Source organism: Natronobacterium haloterrestre (assembly GCF_900112205.1).
GTDB lineage: Archaea > Halobacteriota > Halobacteria > Halobacteriales > Natrialbaceae > Natronobacterium > Natronobacterium haloterrestre.
Genome location: NZ_FOKW01000002.1, coordinates 68,580 through 92,097 on the forward strand (window position 1 = coordinate 68,580; position 23,518 = coordinate 92,097).

At 65.6% G+C, this 23,518-nt stretch carries 21 protein-coding genes and 1 pseudogene; 10 read left to right on the forward strand and 12 right to left on the reverse strand.

Features of this window, described 5'->3' with window-relative positions; all coding sequences use genetic code 11:
* Positions 1-28 precede the first annotated feature (28 nt).
* Together BM113_RS04375 and BM113_RS04380 are read right to left on the reverse strand one after the other, a co-directional pair.
* Positions 29-2,392, reverse strand: coding sequence for a methyl-accepting chemotaxis protein (locus BM113_RS04375; RefSeq protein ID WP_089785702.1), 2,364 nt, complete (start codon positions 2,390-2,392; stop codon positions 29-31).
* Between the two features lie 4 nt (positions 2,393-2,396).
* A complete protein-coding gene (locus tag BM113_RS04380; RefSeq protein ID WP_089785704.1) occupies positions 2,397-3,674 on the reverse strand; it encodes an ABC transporter substrate-binding protein in 1,278 nt (425 codons plus the stop codon).
* 838 nt (positions 3,675-4,512) lie between these two features.
* Here BM113_RS04380 and BM113_RS04385 point away from each other — a divergent pair.
* A complete protein-coding gene (locus tag BM113_RS04385) occupies positions 4,513-5,604 on the forward strand; it encodes a molybdopterin-dependent oxidoreductase (protein WP_089785706.1) in 1,092 nt (363 codons plus the stop codon).
* 196 nt (positions 5,605-5,800) lie between these two features.
* Positions 5,801-7,136: pseudogene (locus tag BM113_RS04395) on the forward strand (RNA-guided endonuclease InsQ/TnpB family protein).
* 50 nt (positions 7,137-7,186) lie between these two features.
* Here BM113_RS04395 and BM113_RS04400 read toward each other — a convergent pair.
* Together BM113_RS04400 and BM113_RS04405 are read right to left on the reverse strand one after the other, a co-directional pair.
* Positions 7,187-8,140: an electron transfer flavoprotein subunit alpha/FixB family protein gene (locus tag BM113_RS04400; RefSeq protein ID WP_089785708.1), complete on the reverse strand. Its 954-nt coding sequence runs from the start codon at positions 8,138-8,140 to the stop codon at positions 7,187-7,189.
* A complete protein-coding gene (locus tag BM113_RS04405) occupies positions 8,137-8,928 on the reverse strand; it encodes an electron transfer flavoprotein subunit beta/FixA family protein (RefSeq protein ID WP_007140332.1) in 792 nt (263 codons plus the stop codon). The genes BM113_RS04400 and BM113_RS04405 overlap by 4 nt, the downstream gene beginning before the upstream one ends.
* Positions 8,929-9,158: 230 nt before the next feature.
* Between BM113_RS04405 and BM113_RS04410 the strand changes: the two genes are divergently transcribed.
* The 4 genes from BM113_RS04410 to BM113_RS04425 all read left to right on the forward strand — a co-directional run bounded on the left by BM113_RS04410 (position 9,159) and on the right by BM113_RS04425 (position 13,645).
* The gene (locus BM113_RS04410; RefSeq protein WP_089785710.1) at positions 9,159-9,668 is read left to right on the forward strand and encodes a TRAM domain-containing protein; all 510 of its coding nucleotides are present in this window, start codon (positions 9,159-9,161) and stop codon (positions 9,666-9,668) included.
* A 272-nt stretch (positions 9,669-9,940) separates the two neighbouring features.
* Positions 9,941-11,479: a stage II sporulation protein M gene (locus tag BM113_RS04415; RefSeq protein WP_089785712.1), complete on the forward strand. Its 1,539-nt coding sequence runs from the start codon at positions 9,941-9,943 to the stop codon at positions 11,477-11,479.
* A gap of 100 nt (positions 11,480-11,579) precedes the next feature.
* Positions 11,580-12,539 carry a succinylglutamate desuccinylase/aspartoacylase family protein gene (locus BM113_RS04420; RefSeq protein ID WP_089785714.1) on the forward strand — a complete coding sequence of 320 codons (960 nt, stop codon included), beginning with the start codon at positions 11,580-11,582 and terminating at the stop codon, positions 12,537-12,539.
* Between the two features lie 2 nt (positions 12,540-12,541).
* Positions 12,542-13,645: a pyridoxal-phosphate dependent enzyme gene (locus tag BM113_RS04425; RefSeq protein ID WP_089785716.1), complete on the forward strand. Its 1,104-nt coding sequence runs from the start codon at positions 12,542-12,544 to the stop codon at positions 13,643-13,645.
* 217 nt (positions 13,646-13,862) lie between these two features.
* On the opposite strand, the gene BM113_RS04430 is transcribed toward BM113_RS04425, so the two are convergent.
* Together BM113_RS04430 and minD are read right to left on the reverse strand one after the other, a co-directional pair.
* Positions 13,863-14,411 (reverse strand): DUF8159 domain-containing protein, encoded by a 549-nt coding sequence (locus BM113_RS04430; RefSeq protein ID WP_089785718.1) that lies wholly within the window; start codon positions 14,409-14,411, stop codon positions 13,863-13,865.
* Positions 14,412-14,933: 522 nt separating this feature from the next.
* Positions 14,934-15,827, reverse strand: a complete 894-nt coding sequence (gene minD / locus BM113_RS04435; protein WP_089785720.1) for a cell division ATPase MinD — start codon at positions 15,825-15,827, stop codon at positions 14,934-14,936.
* Positions 15,828-15,995: 168 nt separating this feature from the next.
* Here minD and prf1 point away from each other — a divergent pair, with 168 nt between their 5' ends.
* Positions 15,996-17,255, forward strand: coding sequence for a peptide chain release factor aRF-1 (gene prf1 / locus BM113_RS04440; RefSeq protein ID WP_089785722.1), 1,260 nt, complete (start codon positions 15,996-15,998; stop codon positions 17,253-17,255).
* 84 nt (positions 17,256-17,339) lie between these two features.
* Here prf1 and BM113_RS04445 read toward each other — a convergent pair whose 3' ends face one another.
* Complete coding sequence (locus BM113_RS04445; RefSeq protein ID WP_089785724.1) at positions 17,340-17,585, reverse strand: hypothetical protein; 246 nt, start codon at positions 17,583-17,585, stop codon at positions 17,340-17,342.
* A 232-nt stretch (positions 17,586-17,817) separates the two neighbouring features.
* On the opposite strand from BM113_RS04445, the gene BM113_RS04450 reads away from it, so the two are divergent.
* Positions 17,818-18,564, forward strand: coding sequence for a TraB/GumN family protein (locus BM113_RS04450; RefSeq protein WP_089785726.1), 747 nt, complete (start codon positions 17,818-17,820; stop codon positions 18,562-18,564).
* A gap of 113 nt (positions 18,565-18,677) precedes the next feature.
* Here BM113_RS04450 and BM113_RS04455 read toward each other — a convergent pair whose 3' ends face one another.
* The 4 genes from BM113_RS04455 to BM113_RS04470 all read right to left on the reverse strand — a co-directional run bounded on the left by BM113_RS04455 (position 18,678) and on the right by BM113_RS04470 (position 20,897).
* Positions 18,678-19,037, reverse strand: coding sequence for a HalOD1 output domain-containing protein (locus BM113_RS04455; protein ID WP_089785728.1), 360 nt, complete (start codon positions 19,035-19,037; stop codon positions 18,678-18,680).
* Positions 19,038-19,197: 160 nt separating this feature from the next.
* Entirely contained in the window at positions 19,198-19,521 is a 324-nt protein-coding gene (locus tag BM113_RS04460) for a DUF7577 domain-containing protein (protein WP_089785730.1), read from the reverse strand.
* 147 nt (positions 19,522-19,668) lie between these two features.
* Positions 19,669-20,568 (reverse strand): acyltransferase, encoded by a 900-nt coding sequence (locus BM113_RS04465; RefSeq protein WP_089785732.1) that lies wholly within the window; start codon positions 20,566-20,568, stop codon positions 19,669-19,671.
* A 95-nt stretch (positions 20,569-20,663) separates the two neighbouring features.
* On the reverse strand, positions 20,664-20,897 hold the full coding sequence (locus tag BM113_RS04470; protein ID WP_007140320.1) for a hypothetical protein: 234 nt from the start codon (positions 20,895-20,897) through the stop codon (positions 20,664-20,666).
* A 165-nt stretch (positions 20,898-21,062) separates the two neighbouring features.
* On the opposite strand from BM113_RS04470, the gene BM113_RS22195 reads away from it, so the two are divergent.
* Positions 21,063-21,203, forward strand: coding sequence for a DUF7560 family zinc ribbon protein (locus tag BM113_RS22195; protein WP_177209097.1), 141 nt, complete (start codon positions 21,063-21,065; stop codon positions 21,201-21,203).
* Positions 21,204-21,389: 186 nt separating this feature from the next.
* Positions 21,390-21,842, forward strand: coding sequence for an NUDIX hydrolase (locus BM113_RS04475; protein ID WP_089786436.1), 453 nt, complete (start codon positions 21,390-21,392; stop codon positions 21,840-21,842).
* 7 nt (positions 21,843-21,849) lie between these two features.
* On the opposite strand, the gene BM113_RS04480 is transcribed toward BM113_RS04475, so the two are convergent.
* Positions 21,850-23,313 (reverse strand): ribonuclease FAU-1 family protein, encoded by a 1,464-nt coding sequence (locus BM113_RS04480; protein WP_089786438.1) that lies wholly within the window; start codon positions 23,311-23,313, stop codon positions 21,850-21,852.
* Between the last annotated feature and the right edge of the window lie 205 nt (positions 23,314-23,518).

Genomic DNA, 23,518 nt, shown 5'->3' on the forward strand with positions numbered 1-23,518 from the left:
TAATTCATTTTACATTCTTATCTCTCGGTCAGTAGTCTCCGTCCTCGCCGAGACCCGTCTCGATTACACTGGGTCGATCGCTTTCCTCTCTCGTCGCACGATGGTCCGCCCCTCTCTGTCCGAGTTCGAAGTGGTCGAGCGTTTCACTCAGCTGAGACGCTTGATCGGCGAGCGAACTGGCGCTTTCCGAGACCTCCGAGAGCGCGGACGTCTGTTCCTCGGCTGCAGCGGCGACGCTCTGTGACTCTTCGGCGGTCGATTCAGCGATTTCCGTCGCCGAGGAGATCATTGCGAGGATTTCCTGTGTCGACGCAGCCTGCTGTTGTGTGGCGGCGGAAATCTCCTGGACGCCATCGTTGGTGTTTTCGGCGCGGTCGGCGATTTCGTCCAGTGCAGTGGCTGCGTCCTCGACCGAATCGACGTGTTCGGAGATACGAGTTGCCGTTCGCTCGACGTCCGCGACGGTTTCCGACGTCCGATCGTTGATGCGGTCCAGCCGATCCTCGATGTCTTCGGCAGTCGATCTGGTGTCCTCTGCCAACTCTTTGACCTGCGTTGCAACGACATCGAAGCCAGCACCGTCAGCGGTGTCACCGCGTGCTGCCTCGATGTTCGCGTTCAAGGCGAGCATATTCGTCTCACGAGCGATATCCGTAATCAACTCGACCAGTTCGTCGACCTGTGCCATCTTCGTCTCGAGGTCACGAATTGCCTCGACCGCCTCCTCGGATTCGGCTTCGATCTCGTGCATGCCGTCGATCGCCTCTTTGGCGGCTTCTCGCCCATTACGGCCGGTTTCAGCCATTTGCGAGGCCATGTCGGCGACCTCGCTCGAGGAGGCCGCGATCTCTTCGGTCGTCGTCGATAGGGTTTCCATCTCTCGGTCGACCGTCTGCAGGGACTCGTTCTGGTCCTCGGCTCCGTCGGAAATCTCCTGAATCGATTCGGAGACCTGCTGAGACGCTGCTTGCACTTCTTGTGCGCTCGCAGTTACCTGTTCACTGGCTGCGGCAACCTCGTCCGCGAACGCTCTGACGTCCGCCGTCGTCTCCTCGAGTTGTGCGACCATCTCGTTGAACGCGACCGCGATGTCGGTCATCGCATCGCTCTCGCTTTCGGGATCGAGTCGCCGGGTGAGGTCACCGTCAGCACAGGCGGCCATCGTCGTGCTGAATTCCTCGGCTTTCCGCTCCAGGTGACGGGTCATCCGTTCGATCTCCTCGCGCTCCGCCTCGGCCTCGCGTTTGGCCGCTTCAGCCTCACGCTGTGCCTCGGTCGCCTCTTCCCGCTTCTGTTCGGCCTCTTCCCGGGCCCCTTCGGCTTCCTCGATTTGCTCGCGAAGCGACGTCCGCATCGCATCGAAGCCGTCGAACAACTGTCCGATCTCGTCGGTTCGGTTCGTCTCGAGATCGACTTCGAGGTCACCAGCTTCCATCGATGCTGCCCGGTCACGGAGGGTCGTTACCGGCCCGACGGTCTGTCGACCGAGAACGACCCCGATCAGACTCAGGACACCCAGGTTCAGGGCGAGCATGAGCAGGATGTTGTTTCCGACGCTGGCTGCGACACCGTAGGCTTCGTCGGTCGGGACGCTCGAGACGGCGACCCACTGGGTGTCACTCACCGGGACGTACGAGTGGACTCGCTGTTCGTCGGTCACCAACTGTGATCGACCGCCGAGAGCCGCCTCGAGGGCCTCCTCGTCGGCATCGACTGTGGCGTGGTCGGCCTGGAACACGTCGTTGCCCTCCGCGTCGAGGATGAGCGTCGACTGTGACGTGTCGTCTTCCTGTAACTGTTCGATCTGGTACTCGAGAGTACCGATCACGACGACGACGCGGTCGTCGCGATCCTGGACTGGGCTGGCAAACGCCATCACCTGATCTTCCAGGGTGGGTGATTCGTACGCTTCCGGCGTGTGCCAGACTTCTTCGTCCAGCATGAACTCCGCGTCGAAGTCGTGATCGCTCCATGGCTCCTCGAGATCCGCGAGCGGTCTGTCGCGATAGGCGGCGGTCGTGCTGGTGACGATTTCGTCCGATTCGGTGTCGAGGTAGTGGATTGCGCGGACGTTGACGCCCATTCGAGCCTGTTCTTCGACGAGGTGGGCCTGTACTTCCTGTGGGTTACCCTCCTGGAGGACGGGCGAGGCCGACGCGGTACGGGTCTGGACGGAGAGTGACTCCATCCAGGAACTGATTTCGTCGGCCTGCATTTCGGCGGTCGTTTTCAACTGCGTGTTGGCGTCGTCCTGAACGGTGTTGTCGACGTAGACGTAGCTGCCGGCGCCGACGACGCTCATGACGAGGACGACGACCAGGATAGCGAGGACGAACTTGGCGAGATAACTGCGCCTGATGAACGACGGGACGAGTGTTGTTGCGAGTGACATGGTGTTAGTATGGATCGAGACGGTCGATTTCCGTGATGCCGGTGTCAGCAGTGCTGTCGAACTCCCAGTATTCGAAGGTCGTGTCGGTGGGGTCGCCGTTGTCGTCGAAGCCGGTTTCGTTGGCCGCGCCGCGGTATTCGACGGTCGAGCCCTGCGCGGCGAGTCTGATGCCCTCGGCGATCGTATCAGGGGTAATTTCTTCGCCGCCGGGGCTCGTGACGGTGTGAATGGCGTTCTGGATCGCCTGGCCGTCGTTTTGGCCGGCGTATGCGTTTGCGAGCAAGAGCACGGCGGTCGCGTCGTAGGCGTAGAACGCGAAGAGATCGGGGTCGCCGGTGTGGGCGTCGGTGTATAGCTCGGTGAAGGTGTCGATGCCGGGGCCGTCGATGAGCGGTGCGGTTCCCCTGACCCCATCGAGTGGGTAGTCGACCTGTTCGTGAAGGTCGCCAAGGCGGATGGCGTCTGTACACAACAGGTCGAAGGTGCCGTCGGGGTCGAGATCGGTAAACAGCGTCTGGGCCATTTCGGGGTAGATCGCCGGGATCACCAGGTCCGGATCCGCTTCGGTGAGTCGGTCGATAGCGCTGTCGTAGGAGTCTGCAGTGACTTCGACGGGGACGTGATCGGTGATCGTGCCGTCGTGAGTGGTTTCGAACGCGCGCTCGAAGGCCTGGCTGAGTTGCCAGCCGTAGTCGTTGTTGACATACAGCGTTGCAGCGGTATCGACGCCCCGTTCGGTCGCGGCAACGTCGGCCATGACTGCCCCCTGAACGGCATCGGAGAGTGCTGTCCGAAAGACGAACCCCCCGTCGTTGAGCGTGGTGAGAGTCGGGGTCGTCGCTGCAGGCGAACAGGCGGTAATCTGGTATGGAATGAGCACCTGCTGGGTCGCCTGCAAGACGATATCGGAGTCGAGCGGCCCCGTCACCATCGGATAGCCGTCGTCGACGAGCGATGCCGCCGCCTGGGCAGCGGTCACCGGATCGCTTTCGGTATCCGCTTCGGTGTACTCGATTTCGATCTCGAGATCGGGATCGTCGCGGGCCTGCTGGATAGGGAGGGTGGCAGCGGCGAGGATGTCTTCGCCGACGGCGCTGCGTGGACCGCTAAGCGGGAGCAGAATACCGAGTTTGATCGTCCGATCGATGCTACGAGTTCCGACGCTAGAACCGGCTGTCCCGGAATCGATGCCGGGAATCGCGTCGGTACAACCGGCGAGGCCGGCGAGGGAAGCACCGGCAATCCCCGAAAGTAGTCGTCGTCTGGTCGAATTGCTGCCCATATTACTGGGGTAAATTTTGCTGCATGTAGTTCTGATGGCCATTTTGGAGCCATCTACTACATTGTGCATGTATATATGAAGCCCAGAACCAATCGAGATATTATTCCGAACATATTTTAGCCTCTTCCCGAGGAGTTTGAAGATCACTACCTTCTGATTGCTGGTGGCTCTACAGTGGTTGTCCGTCGTCACGGCCGGCGGCCGAAGCCGTGACGACAGATAGAGTCTCCCGCAAGAGCGCATCGTTGCGTCGTTGAGAACTCCCCCTCGAGGTGGGAATCCACCTGTAGCGACGGCTACGGCAGTCTACGCCTGAACACCTGGCTCGAATCCGGCGCTGCGGGTCGATTCGACCCTGCAGTCGACGCCTGCAACGGGAACGGAAACGGTACTATGAGACGGTTCGCACCGAAGTCATCGACGGGACTCGGTCATGTCGGTTGTGGGGATCGAGAATGAGAGAACTGCGAGCGATTGCCGACCGTAGGTCTCTGTTTCGCTGGTAGCCGAGAAGAACCGGACGGGTACTCGTCTCGCCCGTGGGGGCACCTGTCCTCTCCGATCAGCGCCCGACGGCGCTCGAGAACCCTCATTACCTGCGCTCAGGACGGGGACGAAAAGTACGTGAGGGGCGCAACGTTCCGAGTTTCCGTGCCCTTCCGCTGGGGAACGCGGTCCAATTCTTCCTTCCCGTCCTGTCGCTGTCACGTTGTTTACTGCAGCGACGGTTGCGCCGACGAACCGTCCGCCTCGCTCCTGGCGTCGCTCGTCTCGAGACGGTCGAACACGTCGGGTGCCGTACCGAACGCTTCTTTTCCGCGAATCCGTAACACATACCATGGTGGATAGCCCGTCGACCCCCGTGCGGAGTGCCCTGGCCGCCGTCAGGCCACCACCACGGTTCGTCGACTGGTCGATCTTCACGGTCGTCGTGCTCGAGGCCGTTTCCGGGCTGGTCTCGTTTACCGTCGGCTCGCCGGCCGGCTGGCCGCTGTTCTGGCTCCACCGGATCCTCGGACTGACGCTCGTCGCGCTGCTGGGGTTCAAATTCGCTCGCGTTCGACACCGGGTTCTCGAGACCGAACGGTGGCGCCCCTCGACGCTCCTGTCGATCCTCACCGTGATCGCGGCGACGGGAGCGATCGCGACCGGGGTCCTCTGGACGTTCGGGCTGGACGTGGGACTCTCCTACTGGACGCTGCTGAGCGTCCACGTCGGGTTCGGGCTCGTCCTCGTTCCGCTGATGGTGTGGCACCTCTCGACCCGGTTCCGGCTCCCGAAACGGCGCGACTTCGACCGTCGCCGGACGACGCTCGAGTACGCGGCGCTGCTGGCCGGTGGGGCCCTCGTCTATCGCACCCAGGAGTTCCTCAATCGCGCCCTCGAGACGCCCGGGGCGGACCGCCGGTTCACCGGGTCCCAGCCCCGTGAAGGGAGGGGCAACGGGAGTTTTCCGGTCACCTCGTGGGTCGCGGACGACCCCGATCCGATCGACCCGTCGGCGTGGACGCTAACGATCCGGGGCGAGGTCGAAACCCCGCTCGAGTACTCCTACGACGAGTTGGCGCCCACCAGCGACGAGCGGGCGCTTTTGGACTGTACGAGCGGCTGGTACACCGTCCAGCGGTGGCGCGGCATCCGCGTGGGGGACCTGCTCGCGGCAGCCGACGTTCGGGACGGGGCGGCGTTCGTGCGGTTCGTCTCGGTGACCGGCTACCGGTGGTCGCTGCCGCTCGAGGAGGCGCGAGAGGCGTTGCTCGCGACCCACGTCGGCGGCGAACGGTTGAGCCACGGCCACGGCGCGCCGATGCGCCTTGTCGCCCCCGGACGGCGCGGATTCCAGTGGGTCAAGTGGCTCGAGCGGGTGGAGGTCCGCCGGCGGTCCGATCCGGCCCAGTGGGTCGTGACGCTGGTCAGCGGGTTCGACTGAGGGGAACCGCTCCTCGAAAATCTGGACCAAAAAAGCCGCCCGCGGGCGGTTACGGAGAATCAAGGAGAAAGCCCCGTCCTTCGGGATGGGGATGAATCCGACACTACCCTACACCAGCCACCATTCGATGGCACGGCAGGATATTCCACGCTGCGCAATCTATACCTTCAAGTAGGATTGTCTACATTAGTTACGTATGGCGAAAGAGGTCGTCACCCGCACCTTCACTGCTTCCATACGGAACCAGCAACAGGTGTCCGACGACCTTGATTCGCTCGGGTTCTCAGCCTCGAAACTCTGGAACGTCGGACGGTGGACAATCAGTCGTGTTTGGGATGAAATCAACTACATCCCTGAACACGACGAACTCACCGCGTACCTCAAGAGCCACGAACGCTACGATGACCTGCATTCTCAGTCAAGTTCGTTCGAGACGCCGAAGCCGTCTCGTGATGCCAATGAGCTTCGCTCATTGAGCACAGCGAGTCCTCCAAGAACTCTCTGAGGCGTTCAACGGCTGGTACGGCAAACGGCGCAACGGAGACACGAACGCGAACCCGCCCGGCTACCGCAAACACGGCGACGAACACCCACGTTCCACAGTCACGTTCAAAGCCGCTGGCTTCAAATTCGACACCCAGTACAACCGCGTTCGACTCTCCAAAGGGTCGAACCTCAGGGACTACTGGTCGGACTTCATCCTCTGTGAATACCAGACCCGCCCCGACGTTGACCTCTCGACCGTAGAGAGCGTTCAACAAGTCAGGGCTGTTTGGGCAGGGGATGAATGGGAACTGCACTTTGTCTGTAAGGTCGAAATCGAAGTGTCTGAAGCACCCGGTGAGAAGACCGTCGGTGTCGATCCCGGTATCAACAACTTCGCGGCACTCGCCTACGAAGATGGTCACGCTGAACTGTACCCGCTGAACTGTCTGAAGCAAGATGACTACTACTTCAGCAAGCGGATCGCTCGGTGTGACGATTCGGACTCCGAGCAGGCCACGCGACTGGACCAGAAGAAGTCTCGCCGGCGCACTCACTACTTCCACACGCTCTCAAAACACATCGTCCAGCGGTGTGTTGACGAGGGTGTTGGAACCATCGTGGTTGGCGACCTCTCCGGTATCCGCGAAGACGATGAGAACGGTGAGGCGAAGGACTGGGGGAAGCATGGCAATCTTGACTTGCACTCGTGGGCGTTCGACCGCTTCACTGACCTGCTCGAATACAAGGCCGAGATGGAGGGCATCACGGTCGAAGAAGTGTCCGAGCGAGATACGTCGAAGTCGTGTTCGTGTTGTGGTCGCAAACGTGACGCGAACCGTGTTGAACGCGGGTTGTACGTGTGCGACGAATGCGATATGGTGGCGAACGCAGATGTGAACGGTGCTGAGAACATTCGGCAGAAAGTATCTCCGAGTCCCGCCACGGATGGCGGCGATAGGAGTAACGGCTGGTTGGCACAGCCATCGACGTTCCTGTTTGACAAGGAAACTGGCGCGTTCGCGCCTCAAGAACCGGTCACGTCGTAAACCACAATATCCCAACGCGGGAATCCTCTCCCTTCAGGGCGGGGAGGATGTCAATGGAACTCCTCGGTCAGCGCCGGGACCACGTCGAACAGGTCGTCCGTGATCGCGTAATCGGCGATGTCCATGATCGGCGCGTTCGGGTCGGTGTTGATCGCGACGATCGTATCGGAGCCTTTCATGCCGGCGACGTGCTGGACCGCGCCGGAGATGCCGATCGCGATGTAGACGTCGGGCGTGACGACCTTCCCGGACTGGCCGACCTGCCGGTTCTTCGGCAGCCAGCCGTTGTCGACGATCGGGCGGGAGGCCGAGACAGTCGCGTCCAGCGCGTCCGCGAGTTCCTCGATGATCTCGAGGTTCTCTTCCTCCTCGATGCCACGGCCGACCGAGACCAGCACGTCGGCCTCGCTGATGTCGACGTCGCCGCCGCCGACCTCCTCGAAGCCGTTGACCGTCGTGCCGAGTGCGTCCTCGTCGATATCGGCGTCGAAGGCCTCGATCGCGGCGTCGCCGGTGCCCTCCGCGGCGGGCCACTCGGCGCCGCGAATCGTCACGACCGCGGGCCCCTCGAGTTCGGTCGTCGTCTCGACCTTGCCGCCGTACATCTCGCGGGTCGCTGTCAGCGTCTCGCCGTCGGTCTCGAGGGCGACGGTGTCGGTGACGATCGGCAGGTCGAGTTCGTTCGCGACGGCCGGCGCGTAGTCGAGGCCGTTGACGCTGTTGGGCGTCAGGACGTACTGGGGCGCGAGTTCGTCGTACAGCTGGGTCGTCGCCTGGGTGTAGACGCCGTGGTTGAACTCCTCGCCGTAGTCGACGGTGTGGACGGCGTCGACGCCCTCGCGATTGAGCTTGTCGGCGAACTCGTCGACGGTGCCGCTGATGACCGCGACGTGGAGGTCGCCGCCGGTTTCGTCCGCGAGTTCGCGGCCGGCGGTGACGAGTTCGTAGCTGACGTCGCGGAGGTCTCCGCGGCGGTGGTCCGCCACGACGAGGACGTCCGTCATGGTGCCACCCCCTTGTCGCGGAGGAGATCACCGAGCTCTCCGGCGGTTTCCTCTGCACTCCCCTCCCAGACGGTGACGTCGCTCTCGCTTTCGGGCTCGTACATGTCGGTCAGTTCGAGGTCCGAGTCGACGACCCCCTCGTCGACGCCGACGTCGGCCAGCGACTGGACGTCGAGTTCCTTGCGCTGGGCCTGTCGGATGCCACGCAGGCTGGCGTAGCGTGGCTCGTTGATCCCGGTCTGGATCGTCAACACGGCCGGCAGTTCGACGTCGGTCAGTTCCTCGACGCCGCCCTCGAGTTCCCGGCGGACGGAGGCGATGCCGTCCTCGAGGTCGTGCTCGAGGTGGTTGACGACGGCGGCCCACTCGAAGCCGAGGTCTTCGGCCAGCGAGACGCCGGTCGCACCCCAGCTGTCGTCGCCGGACTGGACGCCCGAGAGGACGAGGTCGGGGTCTTCCTCCTCGACGACGCCGCGCAGGATCTCGGTCTTGGCCTCGACGTCGAGCAGGTCGACGCCCTCGAGGGCGTCGTCCCAGACGCGGATCGCACGGTCCGCGCCCTTGGCGAGCGCCTGCCGGATGGTCTGTTCGCAGTCTTCCGGACCGATCGTGACCGTGACGACTTCGTCGGCGATACCGGCCTCCTGGAGCTGGACGGCCTCCTCGACGGCGTAATCGTCCCACTCGTTCAGGTCGGCACCGAGGTACTGATCCGCGATCTCAGTCCCCTCGATTTCGAACTCGTCTTCCACGGTCGCGACCTCTTTGACCGTAACGAGGATTTTCATCGTTGATCACTCACACGCCCCTCCCGTAAACGTTTTCGAAACATTGTTTTGGGGAGTCGTCGTTCATTTATCGATTCTCCCGGTTTCCTCGAGTTCGTCGGTCGCGCTTTCGACTGCCCCGGCTGTCGGTCGACTCAACCTGTCCCCGCCCGTCCCGGGACAGGCCCCAAAGAGTCCCTACTCGGGAGTAAGACGGAAACGGTTTAACGACGCCGCCGGTACTACGCGCCATGGCAGACTGTCCGCTCGCCGACGACTGTCCGAGTTTCTCCGAACGGATCTCGGGAATGGGATGTCAACACTACGGTGACAGGGGTGGCAAGGAGTGGTGTAACCACTACGGCCAGCCCATCGAGGATCTGAAGACACAGCCCGTCAAATCCGGCGAGGAGGTCGTCATCGACGTCGTCGACATGCACGAGAGCGGGGCCGGTGTCGGCCGGACGGACGACGGCTTCATCGTCATGGTCGACGGCGTGCTCCCGGAGGCCCGGGCTCGCGTCGAGATCACGCAGGTTCACAGCAACCACGCCCGCGCGGAGGAACTCGAGCAGTTGCCGATGGAGCCCGAGGAAGACGACGAGGAGGACACGGCGGACGACGACGAAGGGGAGGCCGACGACGCTGCCGAGGACGGCGAAGACGGCGAGGGCGACGAGGACGCCGAAGAGAGCGCCGGGGACGACGCGAACAAACACCGCGAACGACTCGGCAGTCGCGAGAACTTCTGGGGCTCGTAAGCCCTCGAGTGGACAGTCACGGTTTCGGTTGCAGCGCGGTCACGAGTACGATCACGGTCGTCGTCCCGGAACGATTCGCGGGACGGTTCCCTTTCCTTTCTCCGCCGTTGCTAATCGTCTTGCGTCATCCATCGACGGTTCTCGTCGTGTCTCTCGAGCGGCGGCTCCGATTAGGCGTCCGACGAGTTCGACGACCGGAGTCCGATCGGGACTCGAGCGGCCGGTCGTGCCGGAACGGCTTCTTTTAACTAGTGACGGGACAACAGACAACCATGTCACGCTCGCTCTCGGACGCGGTCGCCGCGGTCGTCGCGGTGTTTCGCCGCCGACCCGGGGACCTCCTCCCGCTGTACGTGCTCGGGACCGCGATTCCGGCGGTCGCCCGGGTCGTCCCGTTCTTCACGGCCGCCGTCGCCTATCTCCACCTCGAGACGACGGGCCGACTCCGGGCGGCCCGGGACGAACTCGCCGGAATCGAGACGACACCGCCCGACCCGGAAGCCGACCCGGCGGCTTTCGAGGCGTGGACCGAGGAACTCGTCCCCGTCGTCGAACAGTTGCTGACTCCCACGACGGGTGCTCTGGCGGCCGCCGCCGTGCTCGGACTCGTCCTCCTCGTTATCGTGCTCGTCCCGATCGTCTCCGCGGCGCAACTGTCGGCCTGTTACGGGCGCTTGCGCGGCGAACGCGGACTGATCGCCGGCATCGCAGGCGGGAGGCGGTACGCCCTTCGATTCCTGGCGCTGTACGTCCTCGAGGTGGTCCTCTGGATCGTCGTCATCGCGAGCGTCGGGGCCGTCGTCGCGGCGCTGGTCGGCGGCTTCTCGTTCGCCGGCGCTCCGCTGGCCGGCGCGCTCGCGGCCCTCCTCGCGGCCCTCGTCGGTATCGCGGCAGTGGCCGCCGTCCGGGCCGCGTTCGCCTTCGCACCGGTCGCCGTCGTCGTCGACGACGCGAGCGTTTTCGGTTCGCTGTCGGCGACGGCCTCGTTCGTCCGCGCTCGGCCAGTCGGGGCCGCCTTCTACTACGTGATCGCGATCGGCTCGACGGTCGCGCTCTCGACCGTCGCCGGTGCGTTCGCGCTGCTCGAGGTCGCGTCGCTCGTCCCGGTCCTCTCGACGCTGCTCTTGCTCCCCGCGCTCGACCTGCTGAAGACGGCGCTGTACTGCGACCACCGGGGTCGGCTGACGCCGCCGGCGACCCCGGACCGATCCGTGTGGGCGCAGTTCCGGGCCGGCCTCGGCCGGGGCTGGGGCGAGATGTGGTCGTTCGTCCGTGCGACGCCGTTGCTCCACGCCGCCGTCGTCGCGCTGGCGCTGGTCGGCTTCTGGCTCGGCTGGCGCGCCGCCGCGCCGTTCGTCGGCGTCGAGGCGTTCGAGGCGTCGATTTCGGGGCGACTCGAGGGTCACGTCCCGCCCGCGGCCGCGCTGGAGTTCTTCGGGAACAACTGGATGGTTGCGCTCTCGACCGCCCTCTCGGGGATCGCCCTCGCGGTGCCGGCGGTCGTCTCCGTGCTGTTCAACGGGGCGTTCTTCGGGATCTATGCTCGTCTCGAGGCCGACCCCCTCGAACTGGTCGCGTTCGTGGTCCCCCACGGAATCCTCGAAATCCCGGCGATCTTCATCGCGGGCGCGCTCGGGATCTACCTGGGCGTCGCCTTCTGGCGACGGCTCCGGGGCCGGCTCCCGCGGGTCGCGTTCGCCGACGACCTCGAGCGGGCGTTCTGGGTGCTGGTCGGCGTGGGTATCCTGCTCGCGGTCGCGGCCGCGATCGAGGGGTTCGTCAGCCCGTACTACTACCAGCCGTTCCTCTGAGCCGACGAACCGGCGATACCCTCCGGATTTCACGCCCGCCCCGTTCCCTCCATGCGAACAGACCGAACCAATAAAGGCCGGCCGGTCCGTCGTAGGTGACATGACGACGAGGCTCGGAACGGCGAGTGCGGGGCCCGGTGAGGTCGATACGGGCCGTCTCGAGGTCGGCGAGACCCGGGACGGGAGCACGTTCGGCCTCCCCGTCGCCGTCGTGAACGGTGCGAAGCCGGGGAAGACGCTCTATATGCAGGCGGCAAGTGACGGCGACGAACTCAACGGCGTCGGCGTCCTCCAGCGGGTCGTCCCGCAACTCGACCCCGCCGAGATCGCGGGGACGATCCTGATCGTCGGAATCGTCAACTACCACGCGTTCCAGGTCGCCGAGCACCGCAACCCCATCGACGACACGAAGATGAACCGGGCCTACCCCGGCTCGGAGAACGGCACCTCGAGCGAACGCATCGCCGCCGCGACCTTCGAGGCGGCGACCCGCGCCGACCTCATTCTGGATCTCCACCAGGGGTCGACCAGCCGGATGATCGACGAGGTCAGGGTCCGCTGTGGGACCCGCCACCGCCTCCACGACGAGTGTCTCGAGCTCGCGAAGGCCTTCGGCTGTGGCTACGTCCTCGACCAGAAAGGGCCGGACGGCCAGCTCGCCCGCGCCGCGCCGGACGAGGGGATCCCGACCGTCGACCCCGAACTCGGCGGCTGCGTCGGCTGGGACGAGACGAGCATCCGGAAGGGCGTCGAGGGCGTCTTCAACGTCCTCACCTACTACGACTTCCTCGAGGGGACGGTCGACCCCGAGCGTCAGACTCGCGCCAACGGGTTCGAACAGTACGGCGCGTCCTGTGGCGGCCTCATCGACTTCGAGAAGGACCTCGGCGATGAGGTCGCCCGCGGCGAGACGCTGTACCGGATCACCACACCCTTCGGGGAGACGAAAGAGACCGTCACCGCCGACAGCGACGGGATCCTCTGGCGGACCCGCCGGCTCCCCCAGGTCGCCACCGGGGAGTACGTCTGTTCGCTCGGGACCGACCTCGACTCCTACTGATCATGTCCTCGGATCTCACCTGTCCCGCCTGCGGGACCACGTACGCCGCCGGACCGGACGAACCGTGGCGTTGCGAGTGCGGACGCGCCCTCGAGTACGTCGAGCGGCCGCTCCCGGAGGGCGATCCGCTCCCGCTCTCGCGGCTCGATACCAGCGACGGCCTGTGGACGTTCTTCGAGTTCCTGCCGATCGAACCGCACGTCACCTTCCACGAGGGCTTTACCCCGCTGGTCGACGCGCCCGAGTGGGACGCCGAGTTCAAACTCGAGTACGTGTTCCCGACCGGGTCGTTCAAGGACCGCGGCGCGACGACGACCCTCTCGCGGGCGGTCGAACTCGGCGTCGAGAAGGTCATCGAGGACTCCTCGGGCAACGCCGGCGCGGCGATCGCGACCTACGCGGCCCGTGCGGGCCTCGAGGCGGACATCTACGTCCCCGCGGACGTCAAGCAGTCGAAACTGATGACGATCCAGCGCGCCGACGCCCGTCCGGTCCGGATCGAGGGTACCAGGCAGGACGTGACCGACGCCTGCATCGAGGCCGTCGAGGAGGGCGAGGGCTGGTACGCCAGTCACGCCTGGAACCCGGCCTTCTACGCGGGGACGATGACCTTCGCCTTCGAGGTAGCCGCCCAGCGAGGGTGGACGGTCCCGGACGCGGTCGTGCTCCCGGTCGGGCACGGCACCCTCTTCCTGGGCGCCTACCAGGGGTTCGCCCGGCTCAACGAGGCCGGGATCGTCGACGGGATGCCGAAACTGCTCGCCGGCCAGGCCCAGGGCTATGCCCCGATCGTCGAGGAACTCGACGGCGGCGGGGTCGACGACGGGACCGAGCCCAGCGAGATCGCCGACGGCATCCAGATCACCACGCCCGCACGCGGGACGGAGATCCTCGAGGCGATCCAGGAAACCGACGGGGACGCGATCGCGCTCGACGACGACGAGATCGAGACCGCGATCGACCGACTCCACCGCGGGGGCTTCTACGTCGAACCGACGAGCGCCGTCGCCCCGGCGGCGCTCTCCCGGTACCGCGAGGAAGGGGTCGTCGATCCGGACGACGACGTCGTCGTCCCGCTGACGGGGAGCGGACTGAAGACGTTGTAACCCCGCGTCGCCCCGCGAGGCTGGGCCGAATCGACGCGAGCCGAGGTCACGCCGCCGACGGGGACTCGCCGCTCACCGCACGTGTCTCGTCGCCGAAAAACGAAAACCGAAGCCGAGGACGACCTCGTCCGACAGTTCTCCGCTCTCCTGGGACCGAGTTGCGGGTTGCGAGCCACGCCTGCGTGCTCGCGACCGCGATGTCGAGGAGGCCGTCGCGTTACTCCTCTTTCGCGTCGAGGACCTTCTGGATGTACTCGTCTTCGCTGAGTTCGTTCTTGATGTAGTCGACGACCCACTCGACGTCGACCAGGACGGCGAGGACGTGGCTGCCCTCGTACTCGAGGACCCACTCGACGGTGCTGATCTCGGCCTTGAAGCTGTCGGGATCCGTGACTGCGTCCGCGATGTCGTGGGCGACGGTCTCGAGTTCCTGCGAGAGCACTTCGGGGTCGGTGGTCTCGGTCTGCGTGACGACGTAGAGCCGGTCGTCCTCACGGTCGACCTCCATGACCGTCATCACGTCGCTCTCGGAGTCCATGTCGTCGTCGAAGCCGGGGACGTCGTCGTCGCCGTCGTCGCCGTCGTCTCCGTCGTTGCCGTCGTTGCCGTCGTCACCGTTGTCATCGTACCCGTCGTCTCCGTTGTCGTCGTCCATCCCGTCGTCCCCGTCGTCGGGGTTTTCGTCGCCGGTTTCGGTACTTGAACAGCCCGCAAGCACGGTTGCGAGCGCGGCTCCACTGCCGAGGAGGATCTTACGTCGCTCCATGCTCGAGCGGTCGAGGGACTCCGGGATTAGTAATTAGCTCGTACTGTCATCGTGGTTGATGTTGTCGTGCAAACTCCTCGAGGACGCCGTTAGATGCTCCTCTGGCCGATATAACGTCACCAGAACACGCCTGTCGTACGTTCACGAACGCTTACCAGTTTCGACCGCCCACAGTCTCGAGCGATCGAGTCTCCGGATCGTGCGGTAGTCATCGGTTTCGACAAATAATCGGTTGTAGACCCCGTAGCGGCCGTTACAGGCGGGGCCTACCCCGAGGTAACGGGCTGCTGGACGATCGACGGCGGTCGACGACGGGGATCGAGCGGGGACGGCGGTCGACGACGGGGATCGAGCGGGGACGGCGTCGTCGCGGGGTGGCCGAGGACGGCGAGGAGAGAAAGAGACGGCAGGTCGGGACATCCGAACAGAAGTCGATACGAAGCCGGTCGCGAATTTTCGGCCGTTCCAACGAGGAACGGCCACACGTATGCGACCGGCGTTATATCGTTCTGTCCCGCAGTATCAGGAGTCGGATTCCGCTTCCGTAATCGCGCTCGAGACTTCGTCGTGTGCGGCCTCGCCGCCGTCGCCGTCGCCGTCGCTGTCGTCCGCTTCGTCCCGGGAGTCGGATACGGGCGCGTCGGCGTCGCCTCCGGCCGACGTGTCCGTCGTCTCTCCGCGACGGCGTTTCGCACGTTCCTCGAGGTCGATGCCCGCCAGGTCGGCGGCGATCCGGCGGTACGCGCTCGCTGCGGGTCCGTCGGGTTCGTAGACGACGAGCGGCGTTCCGGCGTAGACGCTCTCGCGGGCCGCGGGGTCGTCGGGGACGGCACCGATCAGCGGCACGCCGAGCTGGGCGGCGATCTCCTCGTAGGAGACGTCGCTGTCGGCGTGCGTGCGGGTGACGATCAGGCCTTCGACCTCGCCGCCGGCGCGGTCGGTCAACTCGATCGTCTTCCGGGAGTCCTGGACCGCTGCGGGTTCGGGCGTCGAGACGACGAGGACGCCGTCGGCCAGCCCCAGCGGGAGGACGGTTTCGTGGCTGATGCCCGCGCCGACGTCGAGGAAGACGAAATCGTAGGTCTCCCGCAGTTCCGCGACGACGTCACGAAGTCCCTCGGGGGAGGCTTTCGCGTAGTCGTCCAGCCCCGTGCCGCTGGGAACCGCGACGATGTTATCCGCCAGCCGGTAGGTGGCGTCCTCGAGCGATGCGTCTTCGGTCAACACGTCGTGCAGGGTGGTCGCGTCGGGGGAGAGGCTCACGAACCCTGCGAGGTTCGCCATGCCGAGGTCGACGTCGACGACGGCGACCCGCTCGCCCGCCTGTGCGAGCGCGGTCCCGAGGTTTACCGTCGTCGTCGTCTTCCCGACGCCGCCCTTCCCGCTCGCGATGGCGTACACCGTCTCCTGAGACATACTCGATTACTGTCCGAACCGACGAACGGCAACACCTTAAATCGTCACTTCGCGTCCGGGGCCCGCGGATGGGAAAACAAGTCGGAATACTTCGGTTTTCGTGGGAGACTATCACGGTTCGTCGGCGTGTCAAAGAATACTTAGCCGCAGCACCGTTTTGTACGCCCAATGAGCCAGGAGGGCGAGCAGGAGCAATCCGACCGGAAAAAATACGAGTTCCGGAAGGTCATCGAGGATCTCAAGGACTACGACGGGTCCGGGACGCAACTCGTCTCGATCTACGTTCCCGAAGACCGCCAGATCAGCGACGTCGTTCAACACGTCACCCAGGAGCACAGCGAAGCGGCCAACATCAAGTCCAAGCAGACGCGGACGGCCGTCCAGGACGCGCTGACCAGCATCAAGGACAGGCTGCGCTACTACGACACCTACCCGCCGGAAAACGGGATGGTGCTGTTCTCGGGCGCCGTCGACTCCGGTGGCGGCCGCACCGAGATGGTCACCAAGGTCCTCGAGAGCCCGCCCCAGCCGGTCGAGTCGTTCCGCTATCACTGCGACTCCGACTTCCTCACCGAGCCGCTCGAGGAGATGCTGGCGGACAAGGGGCTGTACGGCCTGATCGTCCTCGACCGACGCGAGGCCAACGTCGGCTGGTTGAAAGGCAAACGCGTCGAACCCGTCAAGTCCGCCTCCTCGCTCGTCCCGGGCAAGCAGCGCAAAGGTGGCCAGTCTGCCCAGCGATTCGCCCGCCTGCGACTCGAGGCGATCGACAACTTCTACCAGGAGGTCGCCGGGATGGCCAACGACCTGTTCGTCCCCAAGCGCCACGAACTCGACGGCGTGCTCGTCGGCGGTCCGTCGCCGACGAAAGACGAGTTCCTGGACGGCGACTACCTCCATCACGAGCTTCAGGACAACGTGATCGGCAAGTTCGACGTCGCCTACACCGACGAGTCGGGGCTGTACGACCTCGTCGACAGCGCGGAAGACGCGCTGGCCGACGCGGAGGTGATGAAGGACAAGAAGCAGATGGAGGAGTTCTTCGAGGAACTCAACGCGGGCGACCTCGCGACCTACGGGTTCGAGCAGACCCGGCAGAATCTCGTGATGGGCGCGGTCGACCGCCTGCTGATCAGCGAGGACCTCCGGAAGGACGTCGTCACCTACGACTGTCCCGAGTGTGGCAACACCGACCGGGAAGTCATCGACCGCCGGAAGGCGACGCCCGACCACACGTGCAGCGACTGCGGGACCGAGATCGAGGCCGACGAGGAGGACCGCGAGGACGCGATCGACCACCTCATCGAGATCGCCGAACAGCGCGGTACCGAGACGAAGTTCATCTCGACGGACTTCGAGAAGGGCGAACAGCTGTACAACGCCTTCGGCGGCTTCGCGGGTATCCTCCGGTACTCCACCGGCGTCTAACGGTCGCTTCGCTGTCTTCCTGGCTCCCCTCGTTTTCCGACCCCCGTCGGCTATCGGTTCGGGCCGACTCGAGGCCGCGACCGCTTAGAGCGTGCCGCGAAGATAGATCGCGTTCTCGGTGATCCGCTCGATGCTCCCCTCGTCGAGCGGGTGCGCCCGTTCCGTGACGTCGCCCCAGCCCAGTTTGGCCTTGATCGTGCCCGTGATTCCGGGGTTCGGATCGACGTAGCCGTGCCCGTTCCTGACTTCGACGATGCGACCGACTTCGGTCCCGTCGGGGTTCAGTACGCGTTTTCCTTCGTCGGCTTTCGTGATCGTGTCTCTGTTCATATCGGGTCCGCCGTGTGCGTCGAGTAATCGCTCGGTAGCGCCAGTGGATCGGTGGGGGTGACGCGTAATAAACGACCGAAACCGTTGTATTCCCCCACTGAACCGTTACCGCTCGCGGAACGGACGGCGAAGGACCTGTCGGTGTTTCTGACCGTTCTCGAGCGGTGTAACGACGTCCTACTCACACACAACAGAAGGGTTATAGCGGTAGTCCCGTATTACCAGGCGATCAATGGACGCGTGCGAGTTCCCCGCCTCGATCGACGACCCCCGCGTTACCCGGCAGTTCTGTCGCCGCCTCCCTGGCGCGGACGGCGACGTCACCCTCCTCGGCGTCGTCCACGACCACCCCGCGAGCGTCGGCCGCGTCGAGCGCGTGCTCGAGGCCGTCGACCCCGAGAGGGTCGCACTCGAGTTGCCCCCCGCCGCGGTCCCGTTATACGAAGCGTACGCCCGCGACGCGGCCGCCGAGTCGACGCGGCCGCGGTTCGGCGGCGAGATGAGTGCGGCGATCCGGGCCGCTCCGGACGCCGAGATCGTCGGCATCGACGCACCGAACTGGTCGTTCCTCCGGCGACTCCTGACCCGGCTGGTCGCGGACCGGGCCTCGGCCGAGACCGCCCGCCGCGTCGTCTCGAGTCTCGGCGCGGCGTCCCGGGAGGCGCTGACCTGCCGGATCGCCGCGACCGTGACGAACGCGACGTCGATGACGGTCGCCCGCGACGAGCACGAACCGATCGAGTACGACTGTAGCCACGACGATCCGCCTGAGCGCCAGGCCGCTCACGAGCGGTCCCACGTCGCCGGAGTCCGCGCGCTGCTGGGCAGCGTCGCGGACGACGGCGCGCTCGCCTACCGCGACGGGACCCGCGAGGAGTGTATGGTCGACCGACTCGAGTCGCTGCGACGCGAGGAGGGCGACGTCGTCGCTGTGGTCGGGATCGACCACCTCGAGACCATCGCCGACGAACTCGCCTGACTGCGGGCGGTCGTTTTCCGTTTCCCGGGCTACTGCCGGTAGCCACCGCTGTCCTCGAGGCCGTCGCTGAGGGCGTGAAGAATCACATCCGCGTCCGCGTCCGCGTCTGCACGTCAGCGCCGTCCCGTCGGCCGCCTCGAGCGCGAGTCCGCCGCCCGGTACTCCTCGGCGGGTGGTTCGATCACGACGTCGCCGTCGGCCTCGATCGTGACGCGGTAGCCGGAGACGACGAACGAGACCTGCCCGCGCGTTCTGGCCGTGCCGTCGTAGCGCGGTCGAAAGAGTTTGTCGAGCGCGTCCGGATCGACGGCCTCGTACAGCGAGATGCGACCGTCGGTCGGGTCCACTCCCATGCAGTCCGCGAGCGCGTGAACGACGGTCGTACTGAGCGTCGCCGGCCCGTCGGGGTCGTGCGTGACTCGGTAGACCTCCGGGGGTCGGGGCTGCGATGCGGGGGGTGTGCGTTCGTGCATGACTGTCCTTCCTGCTACTCTCGAGGTGACTGCTAAAAGCGTACTCCTTCATGGATCTATCTCCGAGGCCGTCAGTCCGGTGTTCGTGACCGTTCGAACGCTCGACAGCTACCGCTCCGGCACCCGACGTCGACCGGATGTGTCACACGCGGGGCGTGCCCTACCGACGGAGCGTCGAAACGCAGTGCCAGCAGTAGGTATACGCCTGGTCGGACGCGTTGTGTGCGCCGCAGTGCGGACACCTGATCGTCTCCCCCTCGAGGTCGCGGTCCTCGTCGGGAGCGTCGAACTCGTCGATCTCGCGCGAACTCGGATAGCTGTCCGGTCCCGGCGAGGACGGCGAACTGGCACGGTTCGGATCGGCGAACGACGGCGTTCCCGCCCCGTCACCGTCGCCGTCGCGGCGGACGTACACGTAGTACAGTATCAGGTGCAGGAGGGCAAACAGCACCAGGTAGCCGATGAGCCAGCCCCAGAGCTCCATCAGTGTGGTATATGTTCTCAACACACTTGGGTATTCCCCGCGTCGCTCCACGGGACCGATCAGGGAAAGAGAAAGTTACAGGACTCGAGCGTGGGAGCGTGGACGAGAGCAGAGCGCGGAAAACGAGCGACGAGGTAGGCGCCTCGACTAGCGAGGCGGTTCCAGATCCCGTTCGAACTCGTCGAAGACCTCGAGGTCGTCGGGGAGGTCGTACTCGATGCGTCGCCGTTCCTGGCGGTTGACGCCGGCCTCTTCGATGGGCGTGGCGGCGTCTTCCCAGCCGGGCTTGATCTTGACGCTCTTTGCTGGCATCCCGACGGCGATGTGGTGAGCGGGCACGTCGTGCTGGACGACGCCGCGCGCGCCGACGATGGCGTTCTCGCCGACCCTGTTGCCCGCACGGACCATCGAGTCGTAGGTGAGCCGGGCGTCGTCCTCGATGATCGTGTGATAGTTGCGGACTTCCGTCTGGTCGACGACGTCGTGGTCGTGGCTGTAGACGTGGACGCCGTCGGAGATGGAGACGCGGTCGCCGATGGTGAGCCTCCCGCGGTCGTCCAGGTGGACGTCGTCGTGGATCACCGCGTTGTCGCCGATCGTGATGTTGTGGCCGTAGGTGAACGTGATCCCCTTGAAAAAGCGGCAGCCGTCGCCACACTCCTCGAAGAGGTGGTCCGCGAGCATCCGCCGGAACCGCAGCGCGAACTCCACGTTGTCCGCGATCGGCAGGCTGTCGAACTGCCGCCAGAGCCACTGCAGGTGTTTCGATCGTCGGAACTGTTCTTCGTCTTTCTCGGCGTAGTACTCGCTCTCGAGGGTGGTGTTACAGGGGTCGTAGCTCTGTAGCCGAACGCGCTCGGCCGGCGAGACCGACGCGCCGTTCTGCCAGCGCTCGTAGGCCTCGCGGTCGCCGGAGAGGTCGATCAGGACGTCCTCGACCACCGAGCAGGTGTCCTCGTCGCTCGAGAGCCGCCGGTCCACCTCGTCGATGAACGCTCGCATTCCCGCCTCCGCCTCGTCCGGGAGCGAGACGTACCGCTTTGTCATATCCCGACGTATCGCTCGCGGAGTTGATAGGGGTTCGGTTGTCCGTTCGTCTCGCCGGCTCTCGGCCGGTGACACGAGTGTTACCGCCCGCCGAGTTACGGCGATCGGTCCCGCTGGGCGCCCGCGTCGGCGTCCCACTTCGCGACGATGAGCGCGGGGAGCGCGATCGCACCCGTCAACAGTAACGCGGTGACGACGACCGTTCCGGCCGTGACCCGATGGGGACTCACTTCGAGCCGGGTCGCGGCGATCGGGAGGGCGACGGCGACGCCGAGGACGACCGCGAGCAGGATCCGACTCGAGTCGCGGCCGTCACGGGCTTCGACCATACGGGCACTTCGGGAGTGGCGGTAAAGAAGGTTCGACTCGAACGGCGGGACCGACTTCGAGCCGCCGGTTCGGCCCGCTCGAGCGATCGCTTATAAGCACCTCTATATCTGGGTAATCTCGCTTTCCCGGTAGGGAACGACGTTTCACGTAGGAGGAACCCCACTATGACGCCCCACGAGCGCGAATTCACCTGTCCGGACTGCGGTCGAGAGATACCCGTCACCGAGGCGATGCTCGAGGCGACGCTGCGCCACGGCTGTCCCGTCTGCGGAGCAACGGTCGAGGGCGGCCAACCGACCGCGTAGCTCTTTTCCGTTGATTCTCCACCGTGGCCGGCGACGGAGACAGGACCGAACCGAACCGGGAGCATCGACGAGCGGACGGAACCGCCGGCTAGCTACGTCGGTCGCAGCGAGAGCCGCGAAGACCCCTAGACACCTTAGATTCCCTTGTGGAACGAGCTTATATATTGTCCCGTGGTGGCACGTACCGTGACCGATCCCGAATACGTCCCCAAAGCGTGTGCGTACATCACCCGCGCCACGGGGGAGTTGCTCGTGTTCGAGGGGCCCGGCCACGACGGCCTCCAGATCCCGAAAGGGACCCTCGAGCCCGGTGAGTCCCCCAGAGAAGCCCTGTTCAGGGAGGTAATGGAGGAGACCGGACTCTCAACCCTCAACGCGACGTGTCATCTGACGACCGACGTCTGGACCCGCCGGGAGTCGCCGCCCAAACGGTACGTCCGCCACTTCTTCCACGCGACGGTCCACGAGCCCCGCGACGGGTGGACCCACACCGTGACCGACGGCGGGGAAGAACACGGTTCCGAGTTCGAACTGTACTGGGTCCGGCCCTCGACCGGCCGCGAGTTCGTCCTCGATCTCGACGACTACCTCCATCTCCTGCCCGCCGACGAGGGCGGCGCAGCGGCAGCGTCGGACTGACCGCAGGTCACTTCGAGAGCGCGCGTTCGACCGCTTCGGCCACGTTTCGTGCTTTTTCCGCGAGTTCCTCCGAGACGAGCCCCTCGTCCACCGCAGCCTCGAGTTCGTCGGCGTCGACGATCTCGACGGCGCCGTCCGGCGTCCGGATCACGTCGACGTAGAGGTCGACGTACCGTACCGCGTCGGGGAACAGTTCCACCGGCGTACAGACGTTGACGTAGGTCCCTTTCGTCTCGCCGTCGGCCGACTTGTACGTCGTCGGGTACCACCACCGACCCTCGCGGAACTTCGTGATCGCGACGTCGCCCTCCTCCTTCGGCGTCCCCAGCGCGTCGTAGGTCCCGCCGCCGCGCATCGACCGCTCGAGGGTGATCGAGCCGTCGGCGTCCCACTCGGTGACCTCGCCGTAGCCCAGCGAGATTCGGCGGCCGTCGGGCTTGCCGTGACCGATCTCGAGGCGGTCGCCGGTCGTCGGGCCGAACTGGCGGGAGACGGCGTCGAAGGGAAACGCGGCTTCCCCGTCGGCACCGGACGCGCCGACCGCCTCCGCGAAGTCGACGGCCGCGCTCGCGGCCCGATCGGCCGCCTTGATCCGGTGGTGGCCCGGCATCGTCGTCTCGACCGCGCGGCGGTGGTCGTCGAGCGCGAACCGCGACTCGCGGCCGAACCAGCACCAGGCGGTCCGTCGCGGCGCGGCGATCCGTCCGGGTTCGCCCGGTTCGTCCGGCGCGTCTCCGATCGCCGCCTCGAGGTCCTCGGCGCGGTCGACGGCCCGTTCGACGGCTGTCTCCATCGCCTCGAGGTCGGCGTCGGTCGCCGCGCGCTTCCAGCGCAGGCCCCACCCCTCGGGAATCGACGTCGAGAGCAGGTCCGTCATGCCGACGAGTTCGGTCCCGGCCTCGCCGCTCGCGGCCGCGGAGACGCCCGTTCGGTCCCGCGAGAGCGTACAGAGGCCGCCCCCGACCGCGAGGGTCGGCCGGACGCGCGGTTCGTCGCCGTCCCAGGGCGGCGTCGGTTCGTCGACCTGGACGCGGTACCGGTCGCCCTCGCCGACGTAGCCGTCGACGTCGTCGTACTTGAGATAGCCCCGCCGACCGTCGCCCAGGTCGACGACCGCGCCGCTCCCGCCGCCGGCCTCGAGCACTTCCGCGTCGAAGACCGCGCCGCGTGGCGTCCCGTCGTCCCAGCGGAACGTGTCGATCGCGAGGCCCTCGAGTTCCGCGAGGACCCGCTCGAGGTCGTCGGGCGCGCCCGAGACCTCGATCCCCTGCCTGTCCCGGGTCGTCTCGATCCGGATGTCCGCTGGAACGGCCGCGAACGGGTCGTCGAACCGCTCCTCGATGGGGTCGGATGCCTGGACGACCTCGATCGGCTCGTCTTCGCTTTCGGTGCCGCTCCCGTCGCTCTCCTCGAGTAGTTTGGTAAGCGCCGTCGTGTAGATGCCGCGGACGCGTACTGTCGTTCGGGTCATTGTCGTGTCGTAGTGGATTCGGGTCGGTTCGCTCCGGTACGGTCGGCCGAACCGTCCGTGGCCGGGCCCGGGACGGTCGCCGTCGCCGGTCGGAACCGCCGATCGGTCCTCGACCGGGTGCCGAAACGCGAACCGGCGTTCGTACACGTCGGTTCGCGCACCGGGCCTTTGTGGATTCCGAGTTTCGGCGACCGTTCGGCTCGGC

Coding starts and splice junctions, on each gene's coding strand:
- BM113_RS04380 (WP_089785704.1), bottom strand. CDS start 3,674: ATGGGCAGCAATTCGACCAGACGACGACTACTTTCGGGGATTGCCGGT.
- BM113_RS04450 (WP_089785726.1), top strand. CDS start 17,818: ATGGACGCGTGCGAGTTCCCCGCCTCGATCGACGACCCCCGCGTTACC.
- BM113_RS04465 (WP_089785732.1), bottom strand. CDS start 20,568: ATGACAAAGCGGTACGTCTCGCTCCCGGACGAGGCGGAGGCGGGAATG.
- minD (WP_089785720.1), bottom strand. CDS start 15,827: ATGTCTCAGGAGACGGTGTACGCCATCGCGAGCGGGAAGGGCGGCGTC.
- BM113_RS04420 (WP_089785714.1), top strand. CDS start 11,580: ATGACGACGAGGCTCGGAACGGCGAGTGCGGGGCCCGGTGAGGTCGAT.
- BM113_RS04430 (WP_089785718.1), bottom strand. CDS start 14,411: ATGGAGCGACGTAAGATCCTCCTCGGCAGTGGAGCCGCGCTCGCAACC.
- BM113_RS04480 (WP_089786438.1), bottom strand. CDS start 23,313: ATGACCCGAACGACAGTACGCGTCCGCGGCATCTACACGACGGCGCTT.
- BM113_RS04445 (WP_089785724.1), bottom strand. CDS start 17,585: ATGAACAGAGACACGATCACGAAAGCCGACGAAGGAAAACGCGTACTG.
- BM113_RS04415 (WP_089785712.1), top strand. CDS start 9,941: ATGTCACGCTCGCTCTCGGACGCGGTCGCCGCGGTCGTCGCGGTGTTT.
- BM113_RS04470 (WP_007140320.1), bottom strand. CDS start 20,897: ATGGTCGAAGCCCGTGACGGCCGCGACTCGAGTCGGATCCTGCTCGCG.
- BM113_RS04460 (WP_089785730.1), bottom strand. CDS start 19,521: ATGGAGCTCTGGGGCTGGCTCATCGGCTACCTGGTGCTGTTTGCCCTC.
- BM113_RS04400 (WP_089785708.1), bottom strand. CDS start 8,140: ATGACGGACGTCCTCGTCGTGGCGGACCACCGCCGCGGAGACCTCCGC.
- BM113_RS04425 (WP_089785716.1), top strand. CDS start 12,542: ATGTCCTCGGATCTCACCTGTCCCGCCTGCGGGACCACGTACGCCGCC.
- prf1 (WP_089785722.1), top strand. CDS start 15,996: ATGAGCCAGGAGGGCGAGCAGGAGCAATCCGACCGGAAAAAATACGAG.
- BM113_RS04455 (WP_089785728.1), bottom strand. CDS start 19,037: ATGCACGAACGCACACCCCCCGCATCGCAGCCCCGACCCCCGGAGGTC.
- BM113_RS04405 (WP_007140332.1), bottom strand. CDS start 8,928: ATGAAAATCCTCGTTACGGTCAAAGAGGTCGCGACCGTGGAAGACGAG.
- BM113_RS04410 (WP_089785710.1), top strand. CDS start 9,159: ATGGCAGACTGTCCGCTCGCCGACGACTGTCCGAGTTTCTCCGAACGG.
- BM113_RS04385 (WP_089785706.1), top strand. CDS start 4,513: ATGGTGGATAGCCCGTCGACCCCCGTGCGGAGTGCCCTGGCCGCCGTC.
- BM113_RS22195 (WP_177209097.1), top strand. CDS start 21,063: ATGACGCCCCACGAGCGCGAATTCACCTGTCCGGACTGCGGTCGAGAG.
- BM113_RS04375 (WP_089785702.1), bottom strand. CDS start 2,392: ATGTCACTCGCAACAACACTCGTCCCGTCGTTCATCAGGCGCAGTTAT.